The 13,498-nt window shown below is 71.7% G+C and carries 16 protein-coding genes and 1 pseudogene; 16 read left to right on the top strand and 1 reads right to left on the bottom strand.

Going from position 1 to position 13,498, the window contains the following annotated elements; translation table 11 throughout:
• Nucleotides 1–19 precede the first annotated feature (19 nt).
• Nucleotides 20–694, bottom strand: a complete 675-nt coding sequence (locus tag ABT123_RS24815) for a class I SAM-dependent methyltransferase (protein WP_351318404.1) — start codon at nucleotides 692–694, stop codon at nucleotides 20–22.
• Between the two features lie 141 nt (nucleotides 695–835).
• Here ABT123_RS24815 and proS point away from each other — a divergent pair, with 141 nt between their 5' ends.
• The 16 genes and pseudogenes from proS (at nucleotide 836) to dprA (ending at nucleotide 13,486) form a co-directional block, all read left to right on the top strand.
• Nucleotides 836–2,248 (top strand): proline--tRNA ligase, encoded by a 1,413-nt coding sequence (gene proS / locus ABT123_RS24810; RefSeq protein ID WP_351318402.1) that lies wholly within the window; start codon nucleotides 836–838, stop codon nucleotides 2,246–2,248.
• Nucleotides 2,249–2,444: 196 nt separating this feature from the next.
• Nucleotides 2,445–3,044, top strand: a complete 600-nt coding sequence (locus tag ABT123_RS24805; protein ID WP_351318400.1) for a hypothetical protein — start codon at nucleotides 2,445–2,447, stop codon at nucleotides 3,042–3,044.
• A 170-nt stretch (nucleotides 3,045–3,214) separates the two neighbouring features.
• A complete protein-coding gene (gene rpsP, locus ABT123_RS24800) occupies nucleotides 3,215–3,652 on the top strand; it encodes a 30S ribosomal protein S16 (protein ID WP_351318398.1) in 438 nt (145 codons plus the stop codon).
• A gap of 2 nt (nucleotides 3,653–3,654) precedes the next feature.
• Complete coding sequence (locus ABT123_RS24795; RefSeq protein WP_007266827.1) at nucleotides 3,655–3,894, top strand: RNA-binding protein; 240 nt, start codon at nucleotides 3,655–3,657, stop codon at nucleotides 3,892–3,894.
• 84 nt (nucleotides 3,895–3,978) lie between these two features.
• The gene (gene rimM / locus ABT123_RS24790) at nucleotides 3,979–4,545 is read left to right on the top strand and encodes a ribosome maturation factor RimM (protein ID WP_351318395.1); all 567 of its coding nucleotides are present in this window, start codon (nucleotides 3,979–3,981) and stop codon (nucleotides 4,543–4,545) included.
• Nucleotides 4,545–5,366: a tRNA (guanosine(37)-N1)-methyltransferase TrmD gene (gene trmD / locus ABT123_RS24785; RefSeq protein ID WP_351318393.1), complete on the top strand. Its 822-nt coding sequence runs from the start codon at nucleotides 4,545–4,547 to the stop codon at nucleotides 5,364–5,366. The genes rimM and trmD overlap by 1 nt, the downstream gene beginning before the upstream one ends.
• Before the next feature lie 133 nt (nucleotides 5,367–5,499).
• Nucleotides 5,500–5,850: a 50S ribosomal protein L19 gene (gene rplS, locus ABT123_RS24780; RefSeq protein ID WP_351318391.1), complete on the top strand. Its 351-nt coding sequence runs from the start codon at nucleotides 5,500–5,502 to the stop codon at nucleotides 5,848–5,850.
• A gap of 43 nt (nucleotides 5,851–5,893) precedes the next feature.
• Nucleotides 5,894–6,646, top strand: a complete 753-nt coding sequence (gene lepB / locus ABT123_RS24775) for a signal peptidase I (protein WP_351318389.1) — start codon at nucleotides 5,894–5,896, stop codon at nucleotides 6,644–6,646.
• Nucleotides 6,639–7,633 (top strand): annotated as a pseudogene (gene lepB / locus ABT123_RS24770) (signal peptidase I); the annotation flags it as partial. The gene lepB (ABT123_RS24775) and the pseudogene lepB (ABT123_RS24770), both read left to right, overlap by 8 nt.
• Entirely contained in the window at nucleotides 7,563–8,486 is a 924-nt protein-coding gene (lepB, locus tag ABT123_RS24765) for a signal peptidase I (protein ID WP_351318387.1), read from the top strand. The pseudogene lepB (ABT123_RS24770) and the gene lepB (ABT123_RS24765), both read left to right, overlap by 71 nt.
• A gap of 46 nt (nucleotides 8,487–8,532) precedes the next feature.
• Entirely contained in the window at nucleotides 8,533–9,303 is a 771-nt protein-coding gene (gene lepB, locus ABT123_RS24760; protein ID WP_351318385.1) for a signal peptidase I, read from the top strand.
• On the top strand, nucleotides 9,293–9,811 hold the full coding sequence (locus tag ABT123_RS24755; protein WP_351318383.1) for an NUDIX hydrolase: 519 nt from the start codon (nucleotides 9,293–9,295) through the stop codon (nucleotides 9,809–9,811). Before lepB (ABT123_RS24760) ends, ABT123_RS24755 begins: the two co-directional genes overlap by 11 nt.
• Before the next feature lie 55 nt (nucleotides 9,812–9,866).
• Nucleotides 9,867–10,175 carry a DUF2469 domain-containing protein gene (locus ABT123_RS24750; protein ID WP_005311352.1) on the top strand — a complete coding sequence of 103 codons (309 nt, stop codon included), beginning with the start codon at nucleotides 9,867–9,869 and terminating at the stop codon, nucleotides 10,173–10,175.
• A gap of 160 nt (nucleotides 10,176–10,335) precedes the next feature.
• Entirely contained in the window at nucleotides 10,336–10,692 is a 357-nt protein-coding gene (locus ABT123_RS24745) for a YraN family protein (RefSeq protein WP_351318438.1), read from the top strand.
• On the top strand, nucleotides 10,692–12,308 hold the full coding sequence (locus tag ABT123_RS24740; RefSeq protein WP_351318381.1) for a YifB family Mg chelatase-like AAA ATPase: 1,617 nt from the start codon (nucleotides 10,692–10,694) through the stop codon (nucleotides 12,306–12,308). Before ABT123_RS24745 ends, ABT123_RS24740 begins: the two co-directional genes overlap by 1 nt.
• Entirely contained in the window at nucleotides 12,305–13,486 is a 1,182-nt protein-coding gene (gene dprA / locus ABT123_RS24735) for a DNA-processing protein DprA (protein ID WP_351318379.1), read from the top strand. The genes ABT123_RS24740 and dprA overlap by 4 nt, the downstream gene beginning before the upstream one ends.
• Nucleotides 13,487–13,498 lie beyond the last annotated feature (12 nt).

The raw sequence follows: 13,498 nt of genomic DNA, 5'->3' as shown, positions 1-13,498 counted from the left end.
GTCACCGTCACCGTCGCCGTCACGGCATCCGGGCGACGACGTACCGGAAGATGTTCGGCAGCCACACCGTGCCGTCGGGCCGCTCGTACGGGTGCAGCTCCTCGGTCAGCTCCTTCTCGGCCTGACCGGGGTCCGACAGGTCGTACAGACCCGTCGACAGCAGTCCCCGCACCGCGCTGCCCAGGTCCGCGTAGCCGAACGGGCAGAACACCCGCCCCGAGCCCTCCGGTCTCAGTCCGGCCCGTTCCACCAGCCCGTCCAGGTCTGCCGGGCCCGCCGGGTCCGGCATCGCCGGCACCGTGCAGCGCTCCGGCGGACCCCAGCCCGCCAGCACCACGGCCCCGCCCCGGCGGACCCGCGGCAGGGCCGCGGCCAGCGCCGCCGGCGCGGGGGAGAAGGCGGTCAGCAGGTCGTACGGCCGTGCCGACGGCTCCGGGGGCCCGGCCAGCACCTCCAGCACCCGCTCGCGGGCCAGCGCCCGCAGGGCCGGCCGGGGCTCCACCCCGGTCACCCGGGCACCCCGGCCGGCCGCCAGCAGCAGGCTGAGCCCGGCCCCGCAGTCGAGGCCCAGCACCCGGTCCCCGGGCCCGACCTCCAGCCGGGCGTACACCGCTTCGTACAGCGGTACCAGCATCCGTTCCTGGATCTCCGCCCAGTCGCGGGCGACGTTCACGGCCGTCGGCGTAGGTGTCATCGAAAGAGCGCTCCTGATTCCTCTCGCCCCCTTGCCCCCGTTGCCAGGGAACTCCCGATTCGCCCCGGCGTCCAGAGGAACGCACGCCCCGATTCCGCCCCGATTCACGCTCGGCACGCGCGGCGCCGTACCATTCGCGCCATGGCAAAGGCTCCCGTTCTCACCCCCCAGGCGGAGGATTTCCCCCGCTGGTACCAGGATCTGATCAACAAGGCCGAGCTGGCCGACAACGGCCCAGTGCGCGGCACGATGGTCATCCGACCGTACGGCTACGGGCTCTGGGAGCGGATGCAGCAGGAGATGGACGCGCGCATCAAGGACGCGGGCGCCCAGAACGCGTACTTCCCGCTGTTCATCCCGCAGTCGTACCTGACGAGGGAAGCCGAGCACGTCGAGGGCTTCGCCCCCGAGCTCGCGGTCGTCACGCACGGCGGCGGCAAGGAGCTGGAAGAGCCGGTCGTGGTCCGGCCCACCTCCGAGACGATCATCAACGACTACTTCTCCAAGTGGGTCCAGAGCTACCGCGACCTGCCCCTGCTGATCAACCAGTGGGCGAACGTGGTCCGCTGGGAGATGCGCCCCCGGGTGTTCCTCCGTACGAGCGAGTTCCTGTGGCAGGAGGGCCACACGGCGCACGCCACCTACGAGGACGCCCGCGACTACGCCGCCCGGATCCACCGGGACGTCTACGGCGACTTCATGACCAACGTCCTCGGCATCGACGTGGTCCTGGGCCGCAAGACCGCCAAGGAGCGCTTCGCCGGCGCCATCAACACCCTCACCCTCGAGGGCATGATGGGCGACGGCAAGGCCCTGCAGATGGGCACCAGCCACGAGCTGGGCACCAACTTCGCCAAGGCCTTCAACACCCAGTACCTGTCGAAGGAGGGGCAGCAGGAGCTGGTCTGGCAGACCTCCTGGGGCGTCTCCACCCGCATGGTCGGCGGTCTGATCATGTCCCACGGCGACGACAACGGCCTCCGGGTCCCGCCGCGGCTCGCCCACGTCCAGGTCGTCGTCATGGCGATCAAGGGCGACGAGGCCGTCGCCAAGGTCCGCGAGCTGGGCGACCGGCTCAAGGCCGCGGGCATCCGCGTGCAGGTCGACGACCGGGTGGACACCCCGTTCGGCCGCCGCGCCGTGGACTGGGAGCTCAAGGGCGTACCGGTGCGCATCGAGATCGGCCCCCGCGACCTGGAGGCCGGCACCGCGATGCTGGCCCGCCGGATCCCCGGCGGCAAGACCCCGGTGCGGATCGACTCCCTTGTCGACCTGCTGCCCAAGGTGCTGGACGAGGACCAGGCGCAGCTGCTGCGCGAGTCCCGCGAGCGCCGCGAGTCCCGTACCTCGGACGTCTCGACCATCGGGGAGGCCGCCGAGGCCGCCGTCGCCGGTGGCTGGGCGCGGATCCCGTGGGCGGACCTGGGCCCGGAGGGCGAGGCCAAGCTGGCCGAGCAGGCCGTGTCCGTGCGCTGCCTGATCGCCGAGGACGGCTCGGTGCCGGAGGCGGACGACGCCCCGGGCACGGTGGCCATCGTGGCGCGCTCGTACTGATGTGACCTGAGGCAATCTCAGTTGTGCCAGGTGTGCCCCGGACGTAGTCCGGGGCACACCTGTACGTACCGACTCCTCCGGAGTTCTGCGCACCCGTCCTCCTCGGGACGCATGAGACTGAACTGACTGGTACGTGCAAAAAATTTGGAATGGCCCGGAATCGGAACACCGGGGCACCCCGGCTCGTTGTCACGACGTGAGCACGACACCACCTGTTCTCGCCGCAGAGCTGGCGCAGGCGTGGGCCGATATTCAGCGGTACCACCCCGAGCTGCCCGACCTTGCCGCCCCCGAGTCCCTGATCGGAGAGTCCTCGTCCGCCTGCGGCGCCGAGCTCTCCTTCGAGCGCCTGCTGCACGAGGCAGTCCACGGCATCGCTGCCGCCCGCGGCGTCCGGGACACGTCGCGGGCCGGCCGCTACCACAACCGCCGGTTCCTCGCGATCGCCGAGGAGATGGGCCTGGACCACTCCGACGAGCCGCACGCCAGCAGCGGCTTCTCGCTGGTCTCGCTCAACCCCGAGGCCAAGAAGCGCTACCGGCCCACCATGGAGCGGCTGCAGCGCGCTCTCAAAGCACACACCGTGGCCACCGCCGCCGACACCAAGCGCAGCTTCCGCGGACCGGCCGCCCGGCACGGCTCCTCGGGCGGCGGCGTCCGGGTCAAAGCGGTGTGCGACTGCGGGCGCAATGTGCGGGTGGTGCCCTCGGTGCTCGCCCAGGCCCCGATCGTGTGCGGCGGCTGCGGCAAGCCGTTCCGCATCCCGGAGGCCGCCATCGCGGCTGCCGCCTCCTGAGCCGGGCGGTCCGAGCGCCGCAGGCGTATGGCACAATGACTAGCTGTACTCGACAGTCGCACAGGACCCCTCTCTCCTCCGGCTGACGCGTCCATCGGGCACCCGAGTACCGCAACCCCACGTGGCATCTCATGTGCCCAACCACGTCAAGTTCAGGAGACACCACTCCAGTGGCAGTCAAGATCAAGCTCAAGCGCCTCGGCAAGATTCGCCAGCCGCACTACCGCATCGTCGTCGCCGACGCCCGCACCCGCCGGGACGGTCGCGCGATCGAAGAGATCGGTATCTACCACCCGACGTACAACCCGTCGCGCATCGAGGTCAACGCCGAGCGCGCGCAGTACTGGCTGTCCGTCGGCGCCCAGCCGACCGAGGCCGTGCTCGCGATCCTGAAGCTCACCGGTGACTGGCAGGCGCACAAGGGCCTCCCGGCCCCCGCGCCGCTGCTGCAGCCGGCGACGAAGGAAGACAAGCGTCGCTCCTTCGACGAGTTCGCCAAGGCTCTGGAGGGTGGCGACGCCAAGGGCGAGGCCATCACCCAGAAGGCGAAGAAGGCCGACAAGAAGGCGGACGAGGCTGAGGCCGCCGCCGAGTCGACCGAGGCCTGAGCATGCTCGAGGAGGCTCTTGAGCACCTCGTAAAGGGCATTGTCGACAACCCCGACGACGTGCAGGTCGCCTCGCGCAACCTGCGCCGCGGGCAGGTGCTCGAGGTCCGGGTGCACCCCGATGACCTCGGCAAGGTGATCGGCCGCAACGGCCGCACCGCACGTGCCCTGCGGACCGTCGTGGGCGCCATCGGCGGCCGGGGGATCCGCGTCGACCTCGTCGACGTGGACCAGGTCCGCTGAGCAGTTGAATCACCGGCACGGGCCGGGGAGGGCACACGTGCCCACCCCGGCCCGTCGTCGTCTGAACAGGAGAGGCAACAGACAGTGGAGCTGGTAGTCGCGCGGATCGGCCGCGCCCACGGCATCAAGGGTGAGGTCACCGTCGAGGTGCGCACGGACGAGCCGGAACTGCGGCTCAGCCCCGGCGCCGTGCTGCGCACCGAACCGGCTTCGGCGGGCCCGCTGACCATCGAGACGGGCCGGGTGCACAGTGGCCGGCTGATGCTGCGCTTCGCCGGCATCAAGGACCGCACCGCCGCGGAGGCGCTCCGCAACACCCTCCTCATCGCCGACGTGGACCCGGCGGAGCTGCCCGAGGAGGAGGACGAGTACTACGACCACCAGCTGATGGACCTGGACGTGGTGCTCGAGGACGGCACCGAGATCGGCCGGATCACCGAGATCTCCCACCTGCCCTCGCAGGACCTCTTCATCGTCGAGCGCCCCGACGGCACGGAGGTGATGATCCCCTTCGTCGAGGAGATCGTCGCCGAGATCGACCTGGAGGAGCAGCGCTGCGTCATCACCCCGCCGCCCGGGCTGATCGACGACCGCGCCGAGATCGTCTCCACCCGGGACGCCGAGGCCGCGAGCTCCGAGGGCGACGCCTGATGCGTCTCGACGTCGTCACGATCTTCCCCGAGTACCTGGCTCCGCTGAACGTCTCCCTGGTCGGCAAGGCCGCCGCCCGCGGCCGGCTCGACGTACACGTCCACGACCTGCGGGACTGGACGTACGACCGGCACAACACGGTCGACGACACCCCGTACGGCGGCGGCCCCGGCATGGTCATGAAGACCGAGCCGTGGGGCGACTGCCTGGACGACGCCCTGGCCGCCGGGTACGAGGCCGGGGCCCACGGCCCGGTCATGGTGGTCCCCACCCCCAGCGGCCGGCCGTTCACCCAGGAACTCGCCGTCGAGCTCTCCGAGAAGCCCTGGCTGATCTTCGCCCCGGCCCGGTACGAGGGCATCGACCGCCGGGTCATGGACGAGTACGCCACCCGTATGCCGGTCTACGAGGTCTCCATCGGGGACTACGTGCTGGCGGGCGGCGAGGCCGCCGTCCTGGTGATCACCGAGGCGGTGGCCCGGCTGCTCCCCGGCGTGCTCGGGAACGCCGAATCCCACCGGGACGACTCCTTCGCCCCCGGCGAGATGGCCAACCTGCTGGAAGGCCCGGTGTACACCAAGCCTCCGGAGTGGCGCGGGCGCGGGATCCCGGAGGTGCTGCTCAGCGGGCACCACGGGAAGATCGCGCGCTGGCGCCGGGACCAGGCCTTCGCCCGCACCGCGCAGCACCGGCCCGACCTGATCGAGCGCACCGAGGCCGCCGCCTTCGACAAGAAGGACCGCGAGACCCTGAGCATCCTGGGCTGGCAGCCGACCCCGGACGGCCGATTTTGGCGCAGGCCCGAGGCCGTGGAAGAATAGGCGGCTGCTGTACGCCCACGTGCGCCCCTGCCACAGGGGGACCGTCGCCCGCCGGGTGGCACAGCTCCCGAATTCTCTCCGATAAACCCGCTCGGCGGCCTGTGGCGTCGTGCGAAGAAAGCAGACGAAGAACATGTCTTCTCTTCTCGATGGCGTCAACGCCGCCTCCCTGCGCTCCGACGTCCCGGCTTTCCGCCCGGGTGACACCGTCAACGTGCACGTCCGCGTGATCGAGGGCAACCGCTCCCGTATCCAGCAGTTCAAGGGCGTCGTCATCCGCCGCCAGGGCTCCGGCATCTCCGAGACCTTCACCGTCCGCAAGGTCTCCTTCTCCGTCGGCGTGGAGCGCACCTTCCCGGTCAACTCCCCGATCTTCGAGAAGATCGAGCTCGTCACCCGCGGTGACGTGCGTCGCGCGAAGCTGTACTACCTCCGTGAGCTCCGTGGCAAGGCCGCGAAGATCAAGGAGAAGCGCGACAACTGAACTCGTCTCCGGGTCCCGGGGGCGGCCGGATAGGCTCCCTCCGATGGACACCGAAGCACGACTCACGCAACGCGACCACTCTTCCCCCGGTGAGGGGGCGGAGGGGTCGCGTTGTGCGTTGTCCGACCGCCCGGCCCGGCGGCTGCCCCGGCTGCCGCGACTGACGTGGGGCCGGGCGGGTCTGGCCGGCCTCGCGGGCGCGGTCGGGCTGCTGCTGTTCAGCAACTTCGTCCTGCAGCCCTTCCTCATTCCGAGCCGGTCGATGGAACCCACCCTCAAGGTCGGGGACCGGGTGCTGGTCAACAAGCTGGCGTACCGTTTCGGCGGACAGCCGCAGCGCGGCGACGTCGTGGTCTTCGACGGCACCGGATCCTTCGTACGGGAACGCCCCGCGGGCAACCCGGTCGGCGAGGCCCTGCACGGGGCCGCCGCCGCACTCGGCCTGGCCGAACCCGCCGACACGGACTTCGTGAAGCGGGTCGTGGGAGTGGGCGGCGACGACGTGGTGTGCTGCGACGACCGGGGACGGATCAAGGTGAACGGGGAGCCCCAGGCAGAGCCGTACTTGTACCCCGGGGACGCGGCCTCGAAGGTGCCGTTCAGAATCGTCGTCCCATTGGGCACCCTCTGGGTGATGGGTGACCACCGCTCCCAGTCCCGGGACTCCCGGGACCACCTCGGGGAGCCTGGCGGCGGGATGGTGCCGGTGGACAAGGTGATCGGGCGGGCCGACTTCATCGGCTGGCCGCTCTCGCGCTGGGGCAGATCCGGCGGACCCGGTGGTACGCATGGGTAGCCGCGGGCGGCCCCGCGCCGAGCGGGACCAGGAGCTGGCAGCCCTGGGCGGGCGGGCCGAACGGCGCCGGCTGGCGCGCAAGGTCCGGCGCCGGCGGCGCACCCGCCGGGTCGGCGAGCTGCCGCTGCTGGTGATCGTGGCGCTGTGCATCGCGCTGCTCCTCAAGACCTTCCTCGTCCAGGCCTTCTCCATCCCCTCCGGCTCCATGGAGCAGACCATCCGGATCGGCGACCGGGTGCTCGTCGACAAGCTGACCCCGTGGTTCGGCGCCAAGGCCGAGCGCGGGGACGTGGTGGTCTTCAAGGACCCCGGCGGCTGGCTGCACGGCGAGAGCGCCCGACCGCCGAAGGACCCGGTCGGCGTCAAACAGGTCAAGCAGGTGCTGACCTTCATCGGGCTGCTGCCCTCCGCCGACGAGCAGGACCTGATCAAGCGGGTCATCGGGGTGGGCGGCGACACCGTCAAGTGCTGTGACGCCAAGGGGCGGGTCAGCGTCAACGGCTACGCACTGGACGAGCCGTACGTGAAGCACGGCAACACACCCTCCGATATCCGGTTCGACGTGCGGGTGCCGGAGGGCCGGCTATTCGTCATGGGCGACCACCGCGCCAATTCGGCCGACTCCCGCTACCACCTCGAAGAAGCCTTCCAGGGCACCATCGACGAGAAGGGCGTGGTGGGACGCGCCTTCGTGATCGCCTGGCCCACCGACCACTGGCGCAGCCTGGACCGGCCCTCGGTGTTCGCCTCGGTGCCCGATCCCGCGCGGCGAGGGCGCCGTCGTCACAGGCCGGTCGCATAGTGTGTCCTCCGTCTCCCGAGCCTTAGGGAACTCCCGCTCGTTAGGGGAGTGGAGGGCTTGCGTCTGTTCCGGCGCGGGCGGGTGTTTTCGAGTTGAGGAGTGGATGTGGGGGATGTGGCAGTAGGCGCACGATCCGGACGCGACGAGCCCGAGGAGCGGCCGGACCGGCTCGAGCGGCCGGAGGATGCCGTCGACGGTGGTGCGGGGAACCCCGAACACACCGACGGCACCGACGACACGGTCGACGGCGATGGCGCCCCACCCCCGCAGCGTTCTTTCTGGAAGGAACTGCCGCTGCTCATCGGCATCGCCCTGCTGCTGGCGCTGCTGATCAAGACCTTCCTCGTGCAGGCGTTCTCCATCCCGTCCGACTCGATGCAGGACACCCTGCAGCGCGGTGACCGGGTGCTGGTCGACAAGCTGACCCCGTGGTTCGGCTCCGAGCCCGAGCGCGGCGAGGTCGTGGTCTTCCACGACCCGGCGCAGTGGCTGGCGGGCGAGCCCACCCCCGATCCCAATGTCTTCCAGAAGGTCCTCAGCTTCATCGGCCTGATGCCGTCCGCGGAGGAGAAGGACCTGATCAAGCGGGTCATCGCGGTCGGCGGGGACACCGTGGAGTGCCAGAAGGGCGGCCCGGTCAAGGTCAATGGGAAGGCGCTGCAGGAGGAGAGCTACATCTACCCCGGCAACACCCCCTGCGACGACAAGCCGTTCGGCCCGCTCAAGGTCCCGGCCGATCACATCTGGGTGATGGGCGACCACCGGCAGAACTCCTACGACTCCCGGTGGCACCAGGACGACGTGACCAAGGGCTTCGTGCCCAACGACAAGGTCGTCGGGCGGGCCGTGGTGGTGGCCTGGCCGGTCACCCGCTGGTCCACCCTGCCGATCCCGGACACCTTCGACCAGCCGGGCATCGGCAACCAGGCCGCGGCGGCGGCAGTCGGGCTCGCCCCGGCCGCGGCGGGCCTGGCCGGAGCGGTGCCGGTCGTCCTGTGGCGCAGGCGGAGGCTGACCGCCGGGCATACTGCCAGGTAGATTGCCGCCCAGGTCGACGATCTCCGGAGTGTGGGGGGGCGCTGGGATGGGCGGATCAGAACGAGTGACAGGTGGCCGCGGCCGCCTCGGCAACGTGTTGTCGGGGCTGGCCGTGGCCATCGGCTTTGCACTGTTCCTGGGCGGATTCGTATGGTGTGCGCTGGTCTACCGGCCGTACACGATCCCCACCGATTCGATGATGCCGACGGTGCAGCCGGGGGACCGGGTGCTGGCGGAGCGAATAAACGGCGGCGAGGTGCGCCGCGGCGACGTGGTGATTTTTACTGATTCCGTGTGGAGCAACGCGCCCATGGTGAAGCGGGTCGTCGGCATCGGCGGCGACACCGTGCGCTGCTGCGCCCAGGGCGGCCGGCTGACGGTGAACGGCAAGGAGCTGGACGAGCCGTACATCGACGACATCAAGGCCGACGGATCCGGCAAGGACTCCGGAATGGCCTCGGAGACGCCGTTCGAGGTGAAGGTCCCCGACGGCAAGCTCTTCCTGCTGGGCGACCGGCGGGCCGCCTCCCTGGACTCCCGGGCCCACCTGCAGGAAGCCGGCCAGGGCACGGTGGACCGCAGCGCGGTCACCGCCCGGGTGGACGCCCGAGCCTGGCCCTCGGCCGAGATGCTGGAGCGCCCGCGTACGTACGCCGGACTGCCCGGCGGAGTGTCCGCGCCGGGGCCGCTGCGGATCCAGCTGACGGCAGTGGTGGCGGGCGCCGTACTGGTGGTGGCCGGGGCGGCGTACGGGCCGCTCGCGAGGCGGTTCGGGCGGGCGGGGCGGTCTGGGCGGGAAGCGTCCCGTGCCGGCTGAGACGCCACCGGACGGGACGTCGGCGGGCCGGCCGCGCAAGGTCTCGCGGGTGATCCTGCTGGACCCGGCGGACCGGATCCTGCTGCTGCACGGCTTCGAGCCGGGCGATCCGGCGGACACCTGGTGGTTCACCCCGGGCGGCGGCGTGGAGGGCACCGAGACCCGGGAGCAGGCCGCCCTGCGTGAACTCGCGGAGGAGACGGGGATCACACGAGTGGATCTGGGGCCGGTGCTCTGGCACCGGTACTGCTCGTTCCCCTTCGACGGGCGCCGCTGGGAGCAGGACGAGTGGTACTTCCTGGCCCGTACCGACCGGACGGAGATCACCCAGGCCGGCCTCACCGAGCTGGAACGACGCAGTGTCGCCGGAGCCAGGTGGTGGACCTCCGAGGAACTTCTCTCGGCCCGTGAGACGGTGTACCCGACCAGACTCGCCGAGCTGTTCCGCACACTGCTCGACGACGGTCCTCCGGTTGTGCCGGTGGTCCTGGCCCCGGAAATCGTTTAGGGGCCCCCAGGGCTGGCGCACAATAGGGGGACGCACGGCTGAAGGGGAACATGCCATGAGCGCCGAGGACCTCGAGAAGTACGAGACCGAGATGGAGCTGAAGCTCTATCGCGAGTACCGCGACGTCGTCGGGCTGTTCAAGTACGTGATCGAGACGGAACGCCGTTTCTACCTCACCAACGACTACGAGATGCAGGTGCACTCGGTCCAGGGCGAGGTGTTCTTCGAGGTCTCGATGGCAGACGCCTGGGTCTGGGACATGTACCGGCCGGCCCGCTTCGTAAAGCAGGTACGGGTGCTGACCTTCAAGGACGTGAACATCGAGGAGCTCAACAAGAGCGACCTCGAGCTGCCGGGCAGCTGATTCCTCACTCGTGTGGGTGACGGGGTTGTCCACAACGCCCCGCTCATCCACCAAGATCCACTGAGTGGGCGGGGGTGCGGGACCGTCGGTACCGGAGGTGGTACCGATGGGATCACGACGGAACGCACGGCACAGCACACAGCAGAGCCCGCGGCAGAACATGGCCCTGGCCCTGGGCCGGTACGGCGAGGACCTGGCCGCGCGGCGGCTGGCCGAGGCCGGGATGACGGTGATCGCGCGGAACTGGCGGTCCGGCCGGAGCGGAGAGATCGACATCCTCGCCCGGGACGGGGACGCGCTGGTGGTCTGCGAGGTCAAGACCCGCCGGGCGGGTCCCTTCGAGCATCCGATGGCGGCGCTCCGGCCCGGCAAGGCCGACCGGCTGCGGCGGCTGGCCGAGTGCTGGCTCGCGGACCACGGGGGACCACCCCCGGGCGGGGTCCGCATCGACCTGGTCGGGGTCCTGCTCCCGCGCCGTGGCGCACCCGTGGTGGAACACGCCAGGGGGGTGGCGTGATGGGCTTCGCGCGGACCTGCTCGGTGGCCCTGACCGGGGTCGAAGGCGTGCTGGTCGAGGTCCAGGCCGACCTGGAACCGGGCCTGGCGGCGTTCACCCTGGTCGGCCTGCCCGACAAGACCCTGTTCGAGAGCCGGGACCGGGTCCGGGCGGCGGTGGTGAACTCGGGCGCCGACTGGCCGCAGAAGAAGCTGACGGTGGGCCTGAGCCCGGCGTCCGTGCCGAAGTCGGGGGCCGGGTTCGATCTGGCTGTTGCCGTAGTGATCCTGGCCGCCGCGGAGCGGATCGACCCCACGGCCATCGCCGACCTGGTCCTCATCGGCGAGCTCGGCCTGGACGGCCGTGCCCGCCCGGTCCGGGGCATCCTCCCGGCGGTCCTCGCCGCGGCAGAGGCTGGCTACCGCCAGGTCGTCGTCCCGGAGCAATGCGCCGGCGAGGCGGCGCTGGTCCCGGACGCCTCGGTGCTCGGAATCCGCAGCCTGCGCCAGCTGATCGCGATCCTCAACGACACCGAGGTCCCGGAGGAACCCCCGGCCGCTACGGGGCGGCCCGACCCAATGCTGGCGGGCCTGGTGATTCCGGGTACCACCGGCGCCGCGGGCATCGGGCTGACAGCGCGGACGGACATTCCGGACCTGGGCGACGTGGCGGGACAGCGGGCCGCCCGGCGGGCCCTGGAAGTGGCCGCCGCCGGGGGACACCACGTGCTTTTCACCGGACCACCCGGGGCGGGTAAAACCATGCTGGCGGAACGGCTCCCGGGGATCATGCCGGAGCTCACCCGGCAGGAGTCCCTGGAGGTCACAGCCGTCCATTCGGTCGCGGGGGTCCTGCCGCCGGGCGAACCACTGGTGCGGACCGTGCCCTACTGCGCGCCACACCACTCGGCGACCATGCAGTCCCTCGTCGGCGGCGGGAACGGGCTGCCCCGGCCCGGGGCCGTCTCGCTCGCGCACCGGGGGGTGCTCTTCCTGGACGAGGCGCCGGAGTTCAGTACCAAGGCACTGGACGCCCTGCGCCAGCCGCTGGAGTCCGGGCAGGTGGTCGTGGCCCGGGCGGCCGGTGTGGTGCGGCTGCCCGCCCGGTTTCTGATGGTGCTCGCCGCGAACCCCTGCCCCTGCGGCCGGCACACCCTGCACGGGATCGGCTGCGACTGCCCGCCCTCGGTGATCCGGCGCTATCAGGCGCGGCTGTCCGGGCCACTGCTCGACCGGGTCGACCTCCGGGTCGAGGTGCAGCCGGTCACCCGGGCCGATCTGCTCGGCCAGGGCGGGCGGGGCGAGTCCAGCGCGGTCGTGGCCGGGCGGGTGGCCGAGGCCAGGGCCCGGGCCGCGGCCCGACTGGCGGGCACGCCCTGGACCGTCAACAGCGAGGTCCCCGGGCACGAGCTGCGCACCCGCTGGCAGCCGGCCCCCGGAGCGCTTGCCCAGGCCGAGCGGGACCTGGAGCGGGGCCTGCTCACCGCGCGCGGGCTGGACCGGGTGCTGCGGGTCGCCTGGACGGTCGCCGACCTGGGCGGCAAAGGCTCCCCGGACGCCCTGGACGTGGCCGTCGCCCTGGAACTCCGTACCGGCATCGCCCGCGGCGTGCCCCTCGGCACCGGCGCCGCGTCATGAGCGCCGACCGCCAGGAGCTGCTGGCGCGCGCCGCGCTGACCCGGGTGCTGGAACCCGGCGAGGAGCTCGGCGGGCGGTGGCTGCGGCAGTGGGGGGCCGTGCGGCTGATACGGATGCTCACCGGGGACGGGGCAGCCGCCGCCGGGGCTGAGGTGCCGGAGGGTGCCGGGGCCGAGCGCCTGGCCGGGTACCGGAAGCGGGCGGTCGCCGCCGACCCGGAGCGGGACCTGGCGCAGATCGCCGAGGCCGGCGGGCGGTTCGTGGTGCCCGGCTCCGCGGAATGGCCCGGCCAGCTCGACGACCTCGGGGACGCCCGGCCGGTCGGGCTGTGGCTGTGCGGCAGTCCGCACCTGCGGATATGGGCGCTGCGTTCGGTGGCCGTGGTCGGCGCCCGCGCCTGCACCCCGTACGGGGCCCACATGGCGCAGACGCTGGCCGCCGGACTCGCCGAGCGCGGCTGGGTGGTGGTCTCCGGCGCGGCGTACGGGATCGACGGCGCCGCCCACCGTGGGGCCCTGGCCGCCGGCGGAGCCACCGCCGCGGTGCTGGCCTGCGGGGTCGACGTCCCGTACCCGCGGGGGCATGCCGGGCTGATCGGCCGCATCGGCCGGCAGGGGCTGCTCATCGGGGAGCTGCCGCCCGGCAGCCACCCCACGCCCAGCCGGTTCGTTCTGCGCAACCGGGTCATCGCCGGCCTCACCCGGGGCACGGTCGTGGTCGAGGCCGCCTACCGCAGCGGCTCGCTGGTCACCGCCCGGCGGGCCCGGGAGCTCGGCCGGTTCGTGATGGGCGTCCCCGGCCCGGCCACCAGCGGACTCTCCGCCGGTGTGCACGAACTGCTGCGCGGCGAGGCCGAGCTGGTCACCGATGCGGCCGAGGTCGTCGAACTGGTGGGCGGCATGGGGGAGCTGGCGCCGGTGCGGCGCGGGCCGGTGCTGCCCCGCGACCTGCTCGACCCGGCAGCCGCCCGGGTCCTGGAGGCGCTGCCGGCCGGCCGGACGGCAGCCGCGGCCGAGCTGGCCCTCGCCGCAGGCACCGGCACCGATGAAGTCATCGGCAGACTGTACGAACTTCACTCTCTGGGGTTCGTCGAACGGCAAGGCGACGGCTGGAAGTTGACGGCACGGACGGATGGCGCAGCCACCCAAACCGGAGTCACCCGGCGAGGCGGTCGTTGACCTGGGGCGTTC

Origin of the sequence: Streptomyces sp. NPDC002054, assembly GCF_040296685.1 — a bacterium.
GTDB lineage: Bacteria > Actinomycetota > Actinomycetes > Streptomycetales > Streptomycetaceae > Streptomyces.
Note: the sequence above shows the minus strand (reverse complement) of the source record. Positions and strands in the feature narration are given on the sequence as shown.

Excerpts from the sequence above, each read along its gene's own strand:
- lepB (WP_351318389.1), top strand. The coding sequence starts at position 5,894 with ATGGACACCGAAGCACGACTCACGCAACGCGACCACTCTTCCCCCGGT.
- ABT123_RS24745 (WP_351318438.1), top strand. The coding sequence starts at position 10,336 with ATGGCCCTGGCCCTGGGCCGGTACGGCGAGGACCTGGCCGCGCGGCGG.
- proS (WP_351318402.1), top strand. The coding sequence starts at position 836 with ATGGCAAAGGCTCCCGTTCTCACCCCCCAGGCGGAGGATTTCCCCCGC.
- ABT123_RS24815 (WP_351318404.1), bottom strand. The coding sequence starts at position 694 with ATGACACCTACGCCGACGGCCGTGAACGTCGCCCGCGACTGGGCGGAG.
- dprA (WP_351318379.1), top strand. The coding sequence starts at position 12,305 with ATGAGCGCCGACCGCCAGGAGCTGCTGGCGCGCGCCGCGCTGACCCGG.
- trmD (WP_351318393.1), top strand. The coding sequence starts at position 4,545 with ATGCGTCTCGACGTCGTCACGATCTTCCCCGAGTACCTGGCTCCGCTG.
- ABT123_RS24750 (WP_005311352.1), top strand. The coding sequence starts at position 9,867 with ATGAGCGCCGAGGACCTCGAGAAGTACGAGACCGAGATGGAGCTGAAG.
- rplS (WP_351318391.1), top strand. The coding sequence starts at position 5,500 with ATGTCTTCTCTTCTCGATGGCGTCAACGCCGCCTCCCTGCGCTCCGAC.
- ABT123_RS24795 (WP_007266827.1), top strand. The coding sequence starts at position 3,655 with ATGCTCGAGGAGGCTCTTGAGCACCTCGTAAAGGGCATTGTCGACAAC.
- ABT123_RS24740 (WP_351318381.1), top strand. The coding sequence starts at position 10,692 with ATGGGCTTCGCGCGGACCTGCTCGGTGGCCCTGACCGGGGTCGAAGGC.
- lepB (WP_351318385.1), top strand. The coding sequence starts at position 8,533 with ATGGGCGGATCAGAACGAGTGACAGGTGGCCGCGGCCGCCTCGGCAAC.